13 protein-coding genes and 1 pseudogene are annotated in these 16,634 nt (G+C 73.8%); 10 read left to right on the forward strand and 4 right to left on the reverse strand.

Annotation, left to right across the window (positions count from 1 at the left end; translation table 11 throughout):
• Nucleotides 1-35: 35 nt before the first annotated feature.
• Nucleotides 36-1,493: a dihydrolipoyl dehydrogenase family protein gene (locus ACQPW6_RS37135; RefSeq protein ID WP_433894131.1), complete on the forward strand. Its 1,458-nt coding sequence runs from the start codon at nt 36-38 to the stop codon at nt 1,491-1,493.
• A 207-nt stretch (nt 1,494-1,700) separates the two neighbouring features.
• Here the strand turns inward: ACQPW6_RS37135 and ACQPW6_RS37140 are convergent.
• From ACQPW6_RS37140 to ACQPW6_RS37150, 3 genes and pseudogenes are all read right to left on the reverse strand, one after another.
• Nucleotides 1,701-1,883 (reverse strand): annotated as a pseudogene (locus ACQPW6_RS37140) (DUF1707 SHOCT-like domain-containing protein); the annotation flags it as partial.
• The gene (locus ACQPW6_RS37145) at nt 1,880-2,500 is read right to left on the reverse strand and encodes an ArsR/SmtB family transcription factor (protein ID WP_433894132.1); all 621 of its coding nucleotides are present in this window, start codon (nt 2,498-2,500) and stop codon (nt 1,880-1,882) included. The pseudogene ACQPW6_RS37140 and the gene ACQPW6_RS37145, both read right to left, overlap by 4 nt.
• A 102-nt stretch (nt 2,501-2,602) precedes the next feature.
• Nucleotides 2,603-3,304, reverse strand: coding sequence for an SDR family oxidoreductase (locus ACQPW6_RS37150; RefSeq protein WP_433894133.1), 702 nt, complete (start codon nt 3,302-3,304; stop codon nt 2,603-2,605).
• Nucleotides 3,305-3,420: 116 nt separating this feature from the next.
• Between ACQPW6_RS37150 and ACQPW6_RS37155 the strand changes: the two genes are divergently transcribed.
• Nucleotides 3,421-3,996 carry a TetR/AcrR family transcriptional regulator gene (locus tag ACQPW6_RS37155; protein WP_433894134.1) on the forward strand — a complete coding sequence of 192 codons (576 nt, stop codon included), beginning with the start codon at nt 3,421-3,423 and terminating at the stop codon, nt 3,994-3,996.
• 91 nt (nt 3,997-4,087) lie between these two features.
• On the opposite strand, the gene ACQPW6_RS37160 is transcribed toward ACQPW6_RS37155, so the two are convergent.
• A complete protein-coding gene (locus ACQPW6_RS37160; protein ID WP_433894135.1) occupies nt 4,088-4,783 on the reverse strand; it encodes a pyridoxamine 5'-phosphate oxidase family protein in 696 nt (231 codons plus the stop codon).
• A 379-nt stretch (nt 4,784-5,162) separates the two neighbouring features.
• On the opposite strand from ACQPW6_RS37160, the gene ACQPW6_RS37165 reads away from it, so the two are divergent.
• The 8 genes from ACQPW6_RS37165 (at nt 5,163) to ACQPW6_RS37200 (ending at nt 16,632) form a co-directional block, all read left to right on the forward strand.
• Nucleotides 5,163-6,446 carry an ROK family protein gene (locus ACQPW6_RS37165; protein ID WP_433894136.1) on the forward strand — a complete coding sequence of 428 codons (1,284 nt, stop codon included), beginning with the start codon at nt 5,163-5,165 and terminating at the stop codon, nt 6,444-6,446.
• 452 nt (nt 6,447-6,898) lie between these two features.
• A complete protein-coding gene (locus ACQPW6_RS37170; protein WP_433894782.1) occupies nt 6,899-7,390 on the forward strand; it encodes a flavin reductase family protein in 492 nt (163 codons plus the stop codon).
• Nucleotides 7,391-7,434: 44 nt separating this feature from the next.
• On the forward strand, nt 7,435-8,499 hold the full coding sequence (locus ACQPW6_RS37175; RefSeq protein ID WP_433894137.1) for an ABC transporter substrate-binding protein: 1,065 nt from the start codon (nt 7,435-7,437) through the stop codon (nt 8,497-8,499).
• Nucleotides 8,496-9,374: an ABC transporter permease gene (locus tag ACQPW6_RS37180; RefSeq protein WP_433894138.1), complete on the forward strand. Its 879-nt coding sequence runs from the start codon at nt 8,496-8,498 to the stop codon at nt 9,372-9,374. The genes ACQPW6_RS37175 and ACQPW6_RS37180 overlap by 4 nt, the downstream gene beginning before the upstream one ends.
• Nucleotides 9,350-10,309: an ABC transporter ATP-binding protein gene (locus ACQPW6_RS37185; RefSeq protein WP_433894139.1), complete on the forward strand. Its 960-nt coding sequence runs from the start codon at nt 9,350-9,352 to the stop codon at nt 10,307-10,309. The genes ACQPW6_RS37180 and ACQPW6_RS37185 overlap by 25 nt, the downstream gene beginning before the upstream one ends.
• Entirely contained in the window at nt 10,293-11,678 is a 1,386-nt protein-coding gene (locus ACQPW6_RS37190; protein ID WP_433894140.1) for an LLM class flavin-dependent oxidoreductase, read from the forward strand. The genes ACQPW6_RS37185 and ACQPW6_RS37190 overlap by 17 nt, the downstream gene beginning before the upstream one ends.
• Nucleotides 11,675-15,595: an ABC transporter ATP-binding protein gene (locus tag ACQPW6_RS37195; protein ID WP_433894141.1), complete on the forward strand. Its 3,921-nt coding sequence runs from the start codon at nt 11,675-11,677 to the stop codon at nt 15,593-15,595. Before ACQPW6_RS37190 ends, ACQPW6_RS37195 begins: the two co-directional genes overlap by 4 nt.
• Nucleotides 15,592-16,632 carry an aldo/keto reductase gene (locus ACQPW6_RS37200; RefSeq protein ID WP_433894142.1) on the forward strand — a complete coding sequence of 347 codons (1,041 nt, stop codon included), beginning with the start codon at nt 15,592-15,594 and terminating at the stop codon, nt 16,630-16,632. Before ACQPW6_RS37195 ends, ACQPW6_RS37200 begins: the two co-directional genes overlap by 4 nt.
• Nucleotides 16,633-16,634 lie beyond the last annotated feature (2 nt).

Genomic DNA, 16,634 nt, shown 5'->3' on the forward strand with positions numbered 1-16,634 from the left:
CCTCAACGCCACCCGACAGCAGCACAGGAGCCGGTATGAACGACGCCCCCCGCACCTACGACGTGATCGTCATCGGCGCGGGCCCGGTCGGCGAGAACCTGGCGGAACGCACCCAGGCCGCCGGGCTCAGCACGGTGGTCGTGGAGCGGGAGCTGGTCGGCGGCGAGTGCTCGTACTGGGCCTGCATGCCGAGCAAGGCGCTGCTGCGGCCGGTGGTGGCCCGCGCCGAGGCCCGCAGGCTGCCCGGGCTCGCCCAGGCCGTGGCCGGCCCGCTGGACGCCGCGGCCGTACTGGCCCGGCGCGACGAGTTCACCTCGCACTGGTCAGACGACGGCCAGGTGGAGTGGCTGAAGTCGGTCGGCCTCGACCTGGTCCGCGGCCTCGGCCGGCTGGACGGCCCCCGCCAGGTGTCGGTACTGACCTCCGGCGGCGAGACCGTACAGCTCACCGCCCGGCACGCGGTGGCCGTCTGCACCGGCACCGGCGCGGCGCTGCCCGACCTGCCCGGGCTCGACTCCGTCCGCCCCTGGACCAGCCGCGAGGCGACCAGCGCGGACACGGTGCCCGGACGGCTCGTGGTGGTCGGCGGCGGCGTGGTGGCCGTCGAGATGGCCACCGCCTGGCAGGCGCTCGGCTCCCGGGTCACCATGCTGGTGCGCGGCGCCGGCGGGCTGCTGCCCCGGATGGAGCCGTTCGCCGGCGAGATGGTCGCCGAGGGGCTCCGCGAGGCGGGCGTCGACCTGCGGTTCGGGGTCGAGGTGACGGCCGTGACGCGGTCCGGGGGCGAGGACGGCGAGCTGCGGATCACCCTCTCCGACGACGACGAACTGGGCGCCGACGAGATCCTGTTCGCCACCGGCCGCTTCCCGCGCACCGCCGACCTCGGCCTCGACAGCGTCGGCCTCACCCCCGGCGACTGGCTGGCCGTGGACGACCACTGCCAGGTGACCGCCGTCGCCGACGGCTGGCTCTACGCGGCCGGCGATGTCAACCACCGCGCGCTGCTCACCCACCAGGGCAAGTACCAGGGCCGGATCGCGGGCGCCGTGATCGCCGCCCGCGCCAGGGGACAGCAGGTCGAGGACGCCAGTTGGGGCCCGTACGAGGCGACGGCTGACAACGAGGCCGTGCCGCAGGTGGTCTTCACCGACCCCGAGGTCGCCTCGGTCGGGCCGACGGCGAGCGAGGCGCGGGCGGCCGGCCGCCGGATCAAGGTCGTGGACTACGCCATCGGCCAGGTCGCCGGCGCGAGCCTGTTCGGGGACGGCTACAGCGGCAAGGCCCGGATGCTGGTGGACCTCGACCGCGGCACGCTGGCCGGCGTCACCTTCGTCGGCCCCGGCGTCGGCGAACTGCTGCACTCCGCGACCGTCGCGGTGGCCGGCGAGGTGCCGGTGGCCCGGCTGTGGCACGCCGTTCCGTCCTATCCGACGATCAGCGAGATCTGGCTGCGGCTGCTGGAGACCTACCGGGACTCGCCGGACGAGGACTGACGGGTGCGGGGGCGCCGCGCGGCTCAGAGTTCCCGTCCCGCCGGGTACCCCAGGGCACGCGGCGGGACGCTTCGCCGGCGGGCCGCGCGCTGGGCGACCAGCCAGTAGACGAGTGCCGCGGGCGGTGCGCAGCAGGATGACCATCAGCCGGGAGTCGATCACGTCGGCGGTCCTGACGGGGGAGTCCGCCTCGGCCGGCAGATCGCTCAGCACGGCCTCCAGTTGCTCGCGGGTGCGTGCCCCGTAGGCGACCGCCACCCGTTCCTCCAGCTCCGGCAGGGTCAGCCGGCCGACCGCGTAGTGCTGCCGCAGCCGTTCCCCGACCCGGTCGCGTTCGACATCCGACGCGCGTAACGGCGGGCCGGGCTCGGGCTGCTGGATGTCGTTCATGACGGCCTCTCAGGGTCGGTGGCGGCGGTGTCCGGGGGCGGCCGGTCCTGGAGGTCGACGAGCGCGACGACCACCCGCACCCAGGACCCCGGAGCGTCGCGGTCGCCGAACCGGGCGGCGAGCTGCTCGATCTGGCCGCGCAGCTCGGCCAGCCCCTCGTCGGTGAGCCGTACCGCGCCGCGCAGCAGATCCACCTCGCGCCTCCCGCCGGCCTGCCTGGCCCGGTAGGCGGCGCCGATGTCGGCCCGGGTGGCGTCCAGCATCGAGCCGAGGAACTCGGCCATCTCCTCCGGACTCGCGGCGTCCCCCGGAGGCTCGGTGACCGCGGGCGCGTAGACCCGCTCGACCTTCCCTCTGGCCAGCGGCCGGTACTCGGCGATCTCGATCAGTCCGGCCCGCTCCAGCTGCCCCAGGTGGTAGTAGAGCCGGTCGGCCGGCAGCCCGGTGCGGTCTGCCAGCTCGCTGGCGGACCGCGGGGTCTCCCACAGCGCCTCCAGGAGCTGGACGCGCAGGGGATCGGCGAGCGCCTTGTGCACGCCGTGCCAGCGGCGGGGTGGGGCGCCGGAGCCGGGCGCGCCCGCCGGAGCCGGTGCACCCGTCGAGTCCCGTGTGCCCATCGGCCGGCCCCACTTCATTGGAGCAATCTCTGCTGGTTGGAAAATTCTACAATCAGGAGAGCGAGGCCGCCAGGGGCATGACCGGGGGACGCGGTGGCGCGGTCAGCCGGCCACCGGGTAGAGGGCCGACGGGTCGGCGGCCAGTGCTGCCTTCACCTGGCGGCTGGTGTCGTCGGCCAGTACCTCCAGGCGGCCGGCCGCCACGCCCTCAAGGGCCAGCTGGGCCACCTTGGCGGGATCGGACTTCGGTGAGGTGATCGTTGCGGCCATGTCGGTGTCCATGTAGCCGACGTGCAGGGCCGTGACCTGGGTGTGCTGGTCGGCGAGCGCGACGCGCAGGGCGTTGGTCAGCGACCACTGGGCGGACTTCGCGGCGGAGTAGGCCGCGCTGCCGGGCGAGGTGAACCAGGACAGGACCGACAGGACGTTGAGGATCGCGCCGCCGCCGTTGCCCGCGAGCACCGGGGCGAAGGCCCGGCTCATGGCCAGGGTGCCGAAGACGTGGGTGTCGAACTCCCGCTGGAAGTCGCTGAGTTCGCCGTCGAGCAGGCCGGCTCCGGTGGAGATGCCGGCGTTGTTGATCAGCAGTGTGACGTCCCCCGCCTGCTCGGCCGCGGCCCGCACGGACTCCGGGTCGGTGATGTCGAGGGAGAGCGGGATCGCGCCGGGCACGGTGACCGACGCCGGGTTGCGGGCCGCCGCGTAGACCTTGGCGGCGCCCGCGTCCCGCAGCGCCCGGACGAACTGCTCGCCGAGGCCGCGGTTGGCTCCGCTGACGAGTGCGACTGCTCCGTTGATCTGCATGGCCGTGTCCTTCGGGAGGGAGGCGTGATGGTCGGCCGACCGCTGGAAACCGATCGGTTTCCACCAGCGTATACCGATCGGTTTCCTCTGCCAAGCCGCAGCGGTAACCTGGCCTCATGGCCACCACCACACCCAAGCCGTCCCCCCGCGACCGGCTGCTCGACGCGGCGTCCGCGCTCTTCTACCAGGAGGGCGTCGGCACCGGCATCGACGCGCTGTGCAAGTCCGCGGGGGTGTCCAAGCGCTCGATGTACCAGCTCTTCGCGAGCAAGGACGAGGTGATGGCCGCCGCGCTCGAACGCAAGTCACCGTCGTACTCGGCGATGCTGCTGCCGCCGCCGGACGCCCCGGCCGGGCCGCGGGACCGGATGCTGCATGTCTTCCGGCGGCTGGAGGAGGTCGCGGCCGGGCCGGAGTACCGCGGCTGCCCGTTCCTGGCCACCCAGGTCGAGCTGAAGGACCCCGGTCATCCGGCCAGCGTGGTGGCCGCCCGCGGCAAGCAGGAGATGACCGACTTCTTCCGCGCCGAGGCCGAGCGCGCCGGCGCCGCGGAACCGGGGCTGCTGGCCCGGCAGTTGACCCTGGTCTTCGACGGCGCCAGCGCGCGCGCCGGGATCGGCGCCGAGACGCTGGACGGCCTGGCCGTCGGCACGGCGGTCGCGCTGATCGACGCGGCGGGGCTGACCGGCTGAACGCGGGCTGGGGGGCGGCGGGTTGGACCCCGGGTCTGGCGGCCGGCTGAACCGCGGGCCGACCGGCGTCACGGGCCCGGCCCCGCGGGCGTCACGCCTCCGGTCGGCCGCCCGCCGTCCCCGCTCCGGTGCGCGAGCCGAACCAGCGCCTGCCGCCGCGCCGGTCCGCGCGGACCCCGAAGTAGTCGCCGCCCTTGCGCCGCACGTCGTCCGTGCCCCACGCCCGTCTGCGCTGCATCGGCGCCTTCACCAGCCGCGGGATGTGCTTGGAGCAGTGGATGTACGCCTCCTCCACCTCGGTCTCCACCCACACCACCGGACGCCGGCCGCGCGCCTGGTCGGCCGGCAGCCCGGCGTACCGCTCGCGCATCTCGCCCTCGGGCACCAGCCGGGCCCGCCCGTTGACGTGCAGGCCGATCCGGTCGCCGGCGAAGTCCACCATGAGGATGCCGATATGCGGGTTCTCGCTGATGTTGCCCAGCGAGGCCAGCACCCCGTTGCCCCGGTACTCCGGGTAGCACAGCGCCTTCTCGTTCAGCACGTGCAGCACCCCGGGCGGCCCGGCCCGGAAACTGCTGTCGCACTCGCCGCGGGAGTCGGCCGTGGAGATGAAGAACATCTCCTGTTCCGCCGCGAACTCCCGCATCCGCGCGTTGAGATGGTCGAGCACCTGGTCCTGGTAGAACCGCTCCGCGCGCTCGGTCGTGCCCCAGTCCCACTGCAACCGGTGCTCGCCCGCGCTGCCGGGCTGGCGCGCCGCGCCCGCAGAACCGAAACCGCTGAACATCGGCCGTCTCCCTCGCCGTTGGACCCGATCGGTGATCAAACGACTTCACACCGTAGTCAACGGGCATTCGGGAGAGGGCAATTGGGGTGTTTCTTCCCGTGACGCACTGCTGAGTGGTACAAGCACCCCGTGTCCACCATGCGGTCAGCCGTTTGACCGGCTTCCGCCGATGCGGTTACGTTGCGCGGCATGCGGCGAACCACACACCTGACGACGCGGGGTCATGTCGACCTCAAGCGTGTGTGCTCCGCCGCGTGTCACCGGGCCTGACCGAACGACTCCGCAAGGAGCGTCGAACGGGGGTGCCCGCCCGCCGGCCTGTGCGCCGCCGCGGCCGCTGAGGCACTTCCGCCGCCCCCCCAGGACCCGGAAGGCCACCGTGATACGTCCGCCGCAGCCCGCCCCCCTGCCCGCACCGCCCGATCCGCAACCCGCTCCGCGCCGCGCCGACCTCCCGCCGAGCGCCGCGGCGGCCCGCCGCCCGTCGTCGGCCGGCGCCGTGCTCGCCGCGATCCTCGACCACGGCCCGGTCGCCCGCAGCACCGTCGCCCGGCTCACCGGGCTCTCGCCGGCCGCGGTGACCGGCCACAGCGCCCGGCTGCTGGCCCGCGGGCTGATCCGGGAGAGCGTCAGGACCACCGGGCCGCGCGGCCTCGGCCGGCCGCACATCCCGCTGGAGGTCGACACCCGCCGCCACCTGGTGGCCGGCGCGCACATCGCCGTGGAGCACACCACCTTGTCGCTGATGGACCTGCGCGGCGCGATCGTCGCCGAGGACCGGCAGCGGCACCGCGGCACCGCGCCGCACGAGGTGCTGCGCGGCCTCGCGGCCCGGCTGCCCCGGCTGGTGGCGGCGCACGCGGACGGCCGGGAGGTGCCGGTGCTCGGGCTCGCCACCGGGCAGTGGGTGGACCCCGGCAGCGGGGTCGTCGTCGACCACCCCCGGCTGGGCTGGCGCAACGTGCCCGCGCGGGACATCCTGTCCGCCGCCACGGGGCTGCCGGTGCACGTCGACAGCCACTCCCGGGCACTGGCCCGCGCCGAGCAGCTGTTCGGCGCGGCCTCGCCCCGGGAGAGCATGGTGCTGCTGTTCGTCGGCGCGGTGCTCGACGCCGCCTTCGTCACCGCGGGCGCGGTGCACCTCGGCCCGCGTTCGGCGGCCGGCAGCGTCGCCCACCTGCCGCTGGGGCCGGAGGAGCCGCGGGCCGACCGGTCGGCCCGGCCCTGCGGCTGCGGCACCGCCAACTGCCTGGAGTCCGAGGTGTCGGAGCCCGCGCTGCTGCGCCAGGCGGTGGCCGGCGGCCTGCCGGTGACGGTCTTCCGCGACCTGCTCGACCTGGCGCTGGCCGGCGACCCGGCGGCGGTCGCGCTCTTCCGCCGCCGGGCCCGGCTGCTCGGCCGGGCGGTGGCACTGCTGCTCGACATGTTCGACCCCGAGGTCCTGGTGGTGGTCGAGCCGGGTGCCGGGCGGCTGCCGGAGTGTCTGGCCGACCTGCGCGAGCAGGTCGCGGCGCGCTCCCGTACCTGCGACGACCCGGCGCGGTCGGTGCTGCCCAGCAGCTTCACCGGCTCCGTACTGCCGGTCGCGGGCGGGGCGGTGGCGCTCGGCGCGCTGTACGCGGACCCGCTGGGGCCGTGGTCCGCGCTGCCGGCGGTGTCCTGACGGCCGGTCGGCAGGTGCCGGCCGCCCTGTCATCGGTGGCCCGTCGATCGTCGTCCGGATATCCGACTTAATTCAATTGGTTGCATTGTTGACCCGGCGGAAGCCGGGCCGGGAAGATGGATTCATGACCAGCCAGCAGTGGAACCAGCGGAAGGCGCCGACAGCGGCGCGCCGCTTCCGGCTGGCCGCGCCGGCGGCAATTCCCGCCCGGCGCCTGTGTTGTCGCGGCTAGCGAAAATCCCCGCCGCCCGGGCCTGACGGTCCGGCGATAGCGGCCCCTGCCCCGGCACCGGCCGCCCGCATCATCTCCGAGCCATCCGCAGGGCCGCACGGCCCGCTTTCCGGCCGGCCCGTCCGCGCGCGGAAATCCGCCGCGGCACGGACCGCATTCCGTGCCGCCCCGCCCATTGTCGCCCGCTCATTCGATTCCGGGAGAGACGTTGACCGTCACCGTGTCTTCGCCTGCCGCGTCGGGGATCGCCCCCGAGCGGTACAGGCAGATATTCCGCAGGTATCCCTCAGGCGTGGTCGTCGTCACCGTGGACGCCGGCCGCGGCCCGGCCGGCTTCACCGCGACCTCGCTCACCTCGCTCTCGCTCGACCCGCCGCTGGTGTCGTTCGGCATCGGCTCCACCGCCTCCTCCTGGCCGCACGTCGAGCAGGCCGCGACCGCGGTCGTGAACTTCCTCGGCGCCGAACAGGAGGACGTGGCCCGGCGGTTCGCCACCAGCGGCATCGACCGGTTCGCCGAACCCACCCGCTGGCGGCGGCTGCCGCAGGGCGAGCCGGTGCTCGACGGGGTGACCGGCTGGCTGCGCCTCGACATCGGCCAGGTCGTGCCGGCCGGCGACCACCGCGTCGTGATCGGCCGGGTCGCGGAGTCCTGGCTCGACGGCGAACGCAGGCCCCTGCTGTTCCACGACGGCGGCTACCACTCGATCTGACCGGCGCCCGGATTCCGTATCCGGCCAGCGACCAGGAACTGACAATGCCTCTCAGCAACCCGACCCACGCCATACACCGCCGGTCGTTTCTCGCCCTCGGCGGCGGGGCCGTACTCGCCCTCGCCGGCTGCTCCCGCAACGCGGCCGCGGACATCGAAACCGTCCCCACCAGGCCGCTGCCGTCAAGCACCCCGCCGCCCGGCACGAAACTCGCGATATCGATCCACACCTCGCAGCTGCAACTCGCCGATTCCGGGCTCGCCAAGCAGTTGCAGTTCACCGTTTCCAGCTGGCCCAATCTGACCGCGGGACCCGATGTCATCCAGGGATTCCGGGCGCATTCCATCGACCTGGCGAGCAACGCGGGAATACCGCCGATCCAGGCCCAGGCGATCGGGGTGGGCGCCAGGATCGTCGCGGTCCAGACCCGGAACCACCCGATCTACACCTTCGCCACCGCGCCCGGCAGCGACATCCGCTCGGCGGCGGACTTCCGCGGCAAGAAGATCGGCTTCTCGCAGGGGCAGGCGCAGGGCGTCGTCGTGCTGCGCGCCCTGAAGGCGGCGGGGATCAAGAACTCCGACGTCAAACTGGTCGCGCTGCCGAGCACCCAGTTCCTGACCGCGCTCCAGTCCAAGCAGGTGGACGTCGCCCCGCTCGGCGAGCCCACGCTGACCAAGTACCTGGGCCAGTACGGGAAGGACGGCGCCCGCGGGGTGCACACCGACGTGGTGGACCTGCTGACCGTGCTGTGGGCGCCGGTCAAGGTGCTCAACGACCCGGCGAAGGTCGCCGCGATCCGCAGTTTCATCCCGCTGTGGGCCCAGGGCGTGGTGTGGGCCTGGGAGCACACCGACGAGTGGGTCCAGTCGTACTACGTCAAGGATCAGGGTGTCGGCAGGGCCGACGGCGAGCGCATCGTGTCCTCGCTCGACCAGCCGCAGTTCCCGCTGAGCTGGGACAAGGCCGTCACCTGGGAGCAGCAGACCGCCGACCTGATGGCCGAGGGCGGCTTCGTGCCGAAGGTGCGGGCCGAGGGGCTGTTCGACCGGCGCTTCGAGGGACTGGCGGCGCGGGCCGTGCCGGCGAAGTACCAGGTGGCGTCATGACCGACACGCTGCCCAAGACCCGCACCCCGGACGCCCCGGCCGGCCCGCCGCTCGGCACCGTCAGCACCGGGCCGGCCCTGCTGCCCCGCCGCGGCACCCGGCGCCGGCTCGGCCCCGGCCGGGCGGTCCCGTTCGGCCGGCTGCTCGGTCCCGTGCTGGTGGTCGCCCTGTGGTGGGCGTCCTCCGCGCTCGGCTACCTCGACCCGCGCATCCTGTCGGGGCCCGGCCGGGTGTGGTCCACCGCGCTCGACCTGATCCAGGACGGCCGGCTCCAGGACAACGTGCTGACCTCGCTCCAGCGGGCCGGCCTCGGTCTGCTCTTCGGCGTGCTGGCCGGTGTCGTGCTGGCGGTGGCCGCCGGCCTCAGCAGGACCGGCGAGTACCTGCTCGACGGCACCCTCCAGGTCAAGCGGGCCATCCCGTCGCTCGCCATGCTCCCGCTGCTCATCCTGTGGCTCGGCATCGGCGAGCAGATGAAGGTCACGGTGATCGCGCTCGGCGTGGCGGTGACCGTCTACATCAACACGTACGCCTCGCTGACCGGACTGGACAGCAAATACGTGGAGCTCGCCGAGAGCCTGGACCTGAGCCGCTGGCAGTTCCTGCGCAAGGTGGTGGCACCCGGCTCGCTGCCCGGCTTCTTCGTCGGCCTGCGGCTCGGCGTCACCGCCTCCTGGCTCGGCCTGATCGTGGTCGAGCAGATCAACTCCACCAGCGGCATCGGCTACATGATGTTCCAGGCCCAGCAGTACGCCCAGTCCGACGTGATCATCGTCGGCCTGATCGCCTACGGGATCTTCGGCTTCGTCTCCGACGCGGCGGTCCGGGCGGTCGAGAGGAGGGCGCTGTCATGGCGACGCACACTGGCGGGCTGACCGCCGTCCGCCGCGGCGGGCCCACCGGCAAGGACGCCCCCGTAGGCACGGACGCCGTACGCACCCGCGGCCTGGTCCGCGCGTTCGGCGACCGGATCGTGCTGCGTGAACTCGATCTGACCATCGCCAAGGGCGAGTTCACCGCCCTGCTCGGCCGCAGCGGCTCCGGCAAGTCGACGCTGCTGCGGGCGGTCGCCCGGCTCGACCACGGGGTGGCGGGCGGCGGCGAGCTCAGCGTTCCCGACCGGGTCTCGCTGTCCTTCCAGGACTCCCGGCTGCTGCCCTGGCTGCGGGTGCTGGACAACGTCGTCCTCGGCCTGCCCGGCCCGCGCGCCAAGGAGCGCGGTACCAGGGCGCTGGCCGAGGTCGGCCTCGACGGCCGGGAGCGGTCCTGGCCGCACGAGCTGTCCGGCGGCGAGCAGCAGCGCGCCGCGCTGGCCCGCGCCCTGGTCCGGGACCCCGAACTGCTGCTGGCCGACGAGCCGTTCGGCGCGCTGGACGCGCTCACCCGGATCAAGATGCACGGCCTGCTGCGCGAGCTGTACGAGCGGCACCGCCCGGCGGTCCTGCTGGTCACCCACGACGTGGACGAGGCCGTCGAACTCGCCGACCGGGTGCTGGTCCTGGAGGACGGCCTGATCGCGCTCGACCTGACCGTGGACCTGCCCGTTCCCAGGAGTCGCCGCGACCCGCGGTTCCAGGAGTACCGCGACACCCTGCTCGCCGCCCTGGGCGTCACCGAGCCGGCGCCGGCCGCCGGCCTGGCCACCGTCCCCGCCGCCGTCCCGACCGCCGGCCCCGCGCCCGTCCCGGCCGCCGTCCACAGGAACGTCGGAGACGATGCCCGGGATGACGACCGCGCAGCAGGCTCCGCCGACCCCGCACACCCCGCGCGTCCTCACGAGGAGAAGAACCCCCATGACCCGCAGGACTGACCGCAAGCCGCTGCACCTCAACGCGTTCCTGATGTCCGTCGGCCATCACGAGGCCGCCTGGCGGCTGCCGCAGAGCCCGGCGTCCGGCGGTACCGACATCGAGCACTACAAGAACCTCGCCCGGATCGCCGAGCGCGGCAAGCTGGACTCGCTGTTCCTGGCCGACAGCCCGGTACTGATGGGCGACCCGGGCCGGCGGCCGGCCAGCAAGCTGGAGCCCACCGTGCTGCTCACCGCGCTGGCCGGCGCGACCAGCAGGATCGGCCTGATCGCGACCGCCTCCACCAGCTACAACGAGCCGTACAACCTGGCCCGCAGGTTCGCCTCGGTCGACCATGTCTCCGGCGGCCGGGCCGGCTGGAACATCGTCACCACCGCGGGCGCCGACGCGGCCCGCAACTTCGGCCTCGACGACACCCCGCTGCACCGCGACCGCTACCTGCGGGCCGCCGAGTTCGTGGACGTGGCCACCAAGCTCTGGGACAGCTGGGCCGACGACGCGGTGCTCGCCGACAAGGACAGCGGCGTACACGCCCGCTCCGAAAGGGTGCGCGCCGTCGGCCACCGGGGTAGGTACTTCCGGGTGGACGGTCCGCTCAACGTGCAGCGCTCGCCGCAGGGCTACCCGCTGCTGGTGCAGGCCGGTTCGAGCGAGGACGGCAAGGACTTCGCCGCCCGCTACGCCGAGGCGGTCTTCACCGCCCAGCAGACCCTGGAGGAGGGGATCGCCTTCTACAAGGACGTGAAGCAGCGCACCGAGGGCTTCGGACGGAACCCGGACGGGATCAAGATCCTGCCCGGCATCGTGCCGGTGATCGGCGACACCGAGGCGCAGGCCAGGGAGCTGGACGAGGAGCTGGACCGGCTGATCCGGCCGGAGTTCGCCAAGCAGCAGCTCGCCCAGCGGCTGAAGATCGACCCCGACCAGCTGCACCTGGACCGGGAACTGCCCGAGGACATCCCCACCGAGGACGAGATCGAGGGCGCCAAGAGCCGCTACACGCTGGTGGTGGAGCTGGCCAGGCGGGAGAAGCTGACCGTACGGCAGCTGATCGGCCGGCTCGGCGGCGGGCGCGGCCACCGCACCTTCGCCGGCACCGCCGAGCAGGTCGCCGACACCATCGAGCACTGGTACGACGCGGGCGCCGCCGACGGGTTCAACATCATGCCGGCCGTACTGCCGTCAGGGCTCGAACTCTTCGTCGACCGGGTGGTGCCGATCCTCCAGGAGCGCGGGCTGTTCCGCACCGAGTACACCGGCAGCACCCTGCGCGAGCACTACGGGCTGCCGCGCCCGGCCAACCGGCTCTTCGAGACGGTCGACACCAGCGCCGGCCACCTCGGCATCGCTCTGGCGGACGCCCGGTGACGGACTGTCCCACCGCACCCGAAGGGCCGGCCGCGACCGCGGCCGGCCCGCAGGGCTGGGTGCGCCGGCTGGCCGGCTACTGCCTGCGGCACCGCGCCGACCTGCTCGCCGCCTTCGCCGGCGCCGTCGTCGCCGGGCTCGCCACCGCGACCCTGCCGCTGGTGCTGCGGCACGTGGTGGACGGCGTGGCGTCCGGCGCCGCCCACTCGCCGGCACCCTGGACGATCCTGCTGGCCGCCCTGGGCGCGGTCCGCTTCGCCGCCGCCTTCACCCGCCGCTACCGCTCCGGCCGGCTGTCCCTCGGGGTGCAGTACGACCTGCGCAATGACGCCTTCGCCGCGCTGCTGCGGCTCGGCGGCGCCCAGCAGGACGATCTGCGCACCGGCCAGATCGTCAGCCGGTCCATCTCCGACATCACCCTGATCCAGACGCTGCTGCAGTTCCTGCCGAACATGACGGGCAACGCCCTGATGTTCCTGATCTCGCTGGTCTTCATGGCGGTGCTGTCACCGCTGCTGACGCTGGTCGCCCTGGTGGTCGGCCCGCTGCTGTGGCTGATCGCGCTGCGCAGCCGCCGCGACCTGTTCCCGGCCAACTGGCACGCCCAGCAGGAGGCCGCCGAGGTCGCCTCCGCGGTCGAGGCCACCGTCACCGGGGTCAGGGTGGTCAAGGGCTTCGGCCAGGAGGAACGCGAGCTGGCCGGCCTGGAGAAGCGCGCCCGCAGGCTGTTCTCGTCCCGGCTGCGGGTGGTCCGCTACACCAGCCGCTACAACCCCGCATTGCAGGCCGTGCCGGCGCTCGGCCAGGTCGCGGTGCTGGCCTTCGGCGGCTGGCTGGCGCTGCACGGCAGGATCTCGCTGGGCACCTTCCTGGCCTTCACCAGCTACCTCGGCTCGTTCGTCACCCCGGTCCGGCAGGTCGCCACCCTGCTCACCGTGTGGCAGCAGGCACGGGCCGGCACCGAACGCGTCCTGGAGGTCATCGACGAGGCCCCGGTGATCGCCGACGCGCCGGGCGCGGGCGAACTGCCCGCCGGGCCGCCCGCGTTGAGCTGGCAGGACGTCACCTTCGGCTACGCCGGCGGCGAGCCGCTGCTGCGCGGCTTCACCCTGGAGGTGGCGGCCGGCGAGACCGTCGCCCTGATCGGCCCCGCGGGCTGCGGCAAGTCCACCGCCGCGGCGCTGCTGCCGCGCTTCTACGACGTCGACGCCGGCAGCGTGCGGGTCGGCGGCACCGACGTGACCGGGCTCGCGCTGGCCTCGCTGCGCTCCCGGATCGGCTTCGTCTTCGAGGAGAGCCTGCTGCTGTCGGACACCGTCAGGGCCAACATCGCCTACGGGGAGCCGGCCGCGAGCGAGGAGCGGATCCGCGAGGCCGCGAGGATCGCCCGCGCCGACGAGTTCATCGAGCGGCTGCCCGACGGCTACGACACGGTCGTCGGCGAGCAGGGCCTGACCCTCTCCGGCGGCCAGCGGCAGCGGGTCGCGCTGGCCCGCGCGCTGCTCGTCGACCCCGGTGTCCTGGTGCTCGACGACGCCACCTCGGCGATCGACGCCCGGGTGGAGTCCGAGATCCACAGCGCGCTGCGCGAGGCCGTCCGCCGCCCCACCACGCTGATCATCGCGCACCGCCGGTCCACCCTCGAACTGGCCGACCGGATCGCGGTGATGGACGGCGGCCGGGTCACCGACACCGGCACCATGGACGAACTGCGGTCCCGTTCCGCGCTGTTCCGCTCCCTGCTGTCGGCGGCCGAGGTCACCGAACCCGGCGAGGCCGGCCAGACCGTGCCCGGCCCCGGCGTACCCGGGCCGGCCGGCACCGACGAGGACCTGGAGCTGCCGGCGGCACCGCAACCCGCCCCCGTCACCGCCCACTTGTGGCGGCGGCCCGACGAGACCGGCGGCGGGCGCGAGGAGGGCACCGCGCTCAAGGCGGCGCAGGCCATGGCGATGGCCTCCGCCACCGCCGGCCGCGGCAGGCCGGGCGGCGGGGTGCTCAGCTCCGCGCCGCCCACCCCGGAACTGCTGGCCCAGCTGTCCAGGCTGCCGCTGCGGCCGGCCGACCCCGGCGTGCCGGACGCCGGAGCCGAGGCCGCCGACCCGCACTTCGGCCTCGCCGCGCTGCTGCGGCCGTTCCGGGTCCCGCTGCTGCTCGGCCTGCTGCTGGTCGCCTTGGACGCGGTCGCGCAGATCAGCGTCCCGGTGCTGGTCAGGCAGGGTGTGGACGACGGCGTGGCGCACCACGCCCGCGGGGTGCTGCTGATCGCCGCCGGGGCCGCCGCCGCGGTGGTGCTCACCGACTGGCTGATCGGCGTCGCCCGGGTGCGCACCACCGGCCGCACCGGCGAGCGGCTGCTCTACACCCTGCGGGTGAAGACCTTCGCGCAGCTCCAGCGGCTCGGCCTCGACTACTACGAGCGCGAGCTCGGCGGCCGGATCATGACCCGGATGACCACCGACGTGGACGCGCTGTCGAACTTCCTGCAGACCGGTCTGATCACCGCCGTGGTCAGCGTGCTGACGGTGCTCGGCGTGCTGGTGACGCTGCTGGTCATCGACACCGGCCTCGCCGTGGTGCTGCTCGGCGTGCTGCCGGTGCTCGTGGTGTCCACCGCGGTCTTCCGGCACTACTCGGTGCCCGCCTACCACGAGGCCAGGGAGCGGGTCAGCGCCGTCAACGCCTGCCTCCAGGAGAACGTGGCCGCCATCCGGGTCACCCAGGCGTTCCGCCGCGAGGAGCGCAACGCGCGCGACTTCGCCGCGCTGGCCTGGGCGTTCCGCGACTCCCGGCTGCGCGCCCAGCGCTACATGGGCACGTTCTTCCCGTTCGTGGAGTTCCTCGGCACCCTGTCCACCGCCGCGGTGCTCGCCGTAGGCGCAGGGCAGGTGCGCTCCGGGGCGCTCACCGCGGGCACGCTGATCGCGTTCCTGCTCTACGTGGACCTGTTCTTCTCGCCGATCCAGCAGTTCTCGCAGGTCTTCGACGGCTACCAGCAGGCCGTGGTGGGACTCGGCCGGCTGCGCACCCTGATGCGGACCCCGACCGGCACCCCGGACGCCGCGCAGCCGCGCCCGGTGACCCGGCTGCGCGGCGGGATCGAGTTCGACCAGGTCTCGTTCGGCTACGCGGGCGGCGGCGGCCAGGAGGTGCTGCACGCCGTCTCGCTGCGGATCGCGCCCGGCGAGACGGTGGCGCTGGTCGGGGCGACCGGCGCCGGCAAGTCCACCGTGATGAAGCTCATCGCCCGCTTCTACGACCCCGGTTCCGGCGCCGTCCGGGTGGACGGCCACGACCTGCGCGACCTGGACCTGGCCGGCTACCGGCGGCGGCTCGGCGTCGTCCCGCAGGAGGCCCACCTGTTCAACGGCACCGTGCGGGACGCCATCGCCTACGGGCGTCCCGCCGCGACCGACGCGGAGGTGGAGGCGGCGGCGAGCGCGGTCGGCGCCCACGAGATGGTCGCCGGGCTGCCGCTCGGGTACCTCCAGCCGGTGGGCGAACGCGGACGGGGGCTGTCCGCGGGGCAGCGGCAGCTGCTGGCGCTGGCCCGGGCCGAACTCGTCGACCCCGACGTGCTGCTGCTCGACGAGGCCACCGCGTCGCTCGACCTGGCGACCGAGCGGCGGGTCACCGCGGCCACCGAGGCGCTGACCCGTCGCCGCACCACGCTGGTGGTCGCCCACCGGCTGACCACCGCGGCCCGCTCGGACCGGGTGGTGGTGCTCGACCACGGCGAGGTGGTCGAGACGGGAACGCACGCGGGCCTGCTGGCGGCGGAGGGTCCGTACCGCAGGCTCTGGGACGCCTTCCGGCAGACCGGGGCGGCCACCGTCGACCAGTTGGCCCCCCTCGCATCCCCTACGGACGGCACCGCCGATCCGGACGACCATCTCCTCAATGGGAGCGCACGATGACGCAGTACCGCCCGTTCGGACGCACCGGAGTCCAGGTCAGCCCGCTGTGCCTGGGCGCCATGATGTTCGGCCCCCGGGGCAACCCCGACCACGCCGACGGCGTCCGGATCATCCACCACGCCCTGGACTCCGGGATCAACTTCGTGGACACCGCCGACGTCTACTCGGCCGGCGAGTCCGAGACCATCGTCGGCAAGGCGCTGGCCGGCGGTCGCCGGGACAACGTCGTGCTGGCCACCAAGTTCCACGGCAGCCTCGGCGACGACCCCAACCAGCAGGGCAACTCGCGCCGCTGGATCATCCAGGAGGTGGAGAACAGCCTGCGCCGGCTCGGCACCGACTGGATCGACCTCTACCAGGTGCACCGCCCCGAGCCCGGCACGGACTTCGACGAGACGCTCGGCGCGCTGTCCGACCTCGTCCACCAGGGCAAGATCCGCTACATCGGGACCTCCACGTTCGAGCCGTCGGCGATCGTCGAGGGCCAGTGGACCGCCGAACGCCGCGGCCGGGAGCGGGTGGTGGCCGAGCAGCCGCCGTACTCGCTGCTGGCGCGCGGCATCGAACGCGAGATGCTGCCGGTCGCGCAGCGCTACGGTCTCGCGGTGCTCTCCTGGAGCCCGCTGGCCGGCGGCTGGCTGTCCGGCCGCTACCGCAAGGGCGCGGCGCAGCCGGTGTCCAGCAGGACCGAACGGCAGGCGGCCAGGTTCGACATCGACTCGCCGGAGAACGCGGCGAAGCTGGACGCCGCGGAGGCACTGGCGCAGCTCGCCGACGAGGCGGGACTGAGCCTGGTGCAGCTCGCGCTGGCCTTCGTCCTCGAACACCCCGGCATCACGTCGGCGATCATCGGTCCGCGGACGTTCGAGCAGCTGGCGAGCCAGCTCGGGGCGGACGACATCCGGCTGAGCCCGGACGTACTCGACCGGATCGACAAGATCGTCCCACCCGGCACCAACTTCGCGGCCAGGGACGCGGGCTACACCCCGGCCGCCCTCTCCGACCCGGCGCTGCGCCGCCGCCACCCGTCCGGCTGACA

Origin of the sequence: Streptomyces sp. CA-111067 (assembly GCF_050956065.1) — a bacterium.
GTDB lineage: Bacteria > Actinomycetota > Actinomycetes > Streptomycetales > Streptomycetaceae > Actinacidiphila.

Coding starts and splice junctions, on each gene's coding strand:
- ACQPW6_RS37160 (WP_433894135.1), bottom strand. CDS start 4,783: ATGTTCAGCGGTTTCGGTTCTGCGGGCGCGGCGCGCCAGCCCGGCAGC.
- ACQPW6_RS37145 (WP_433894132.1), bottom strand. CDS start 2,500: ATGGGCACACGGGACTCGACGGGTGCACCGGCTCCGGCGGGCGCGCCC.
- ACQPW6_RS37180 (WP_433894138.1), top strand. CDS start 8,496: ATGACCGACACGCTGCCCAAGACCCGCACCCCGGACGCCCCGGCCGGC.
- ACQPW6_RS37135 (WP_433894131.1), top strand. CDS start 36: ATGAACGACGCCCCCCGCACCTACGACGTGATCGTCATCGGCGCGGGC.
- ACQPW6_RS37155 (WP_433894134.1), top strand. CDS start 3,421: ATGGCCACCACCACACCCAAGCCGTCCCCCCGCGACCGGCTGCTCGAC.
- ACQPW6_RS37150 (WP_433894133.1), bottom strand. CDS start 3,304: ATGCAGATCAACGGAGCAGTCGCACTCGTCAGCGGAGCCAACCGCGGC.
- ACQPW6_RS37200 (WP_433894142.1), top strand. CDS start 15,592: ATGACGCAGTACCGCCCGTTCGGACGCACCGGAGTCCAGGTCAGCCCG.
- ACQPW6_RS37190 (WP_433894140.1), top strand. CDS start 10,293: ATGACCCGCAGGACTGACCGCAAGCCGCTGCACCTCAACGCGTTCCTG.
- ACQPW6_RS37175 (WP_433894137.1), top strand. CDS start 7,435: ATGCCTCTCAGCAACCCGACCCACGCCATACACCGCCGGTCGTTTCTC.
- ACQPW6_RS37185 (WP_433894139.1), top strand. CDS start 9,350: ATGGCGACGCACACTGGCGGGCTGACCGCCGTCCGCCGCGGCGGGCCC.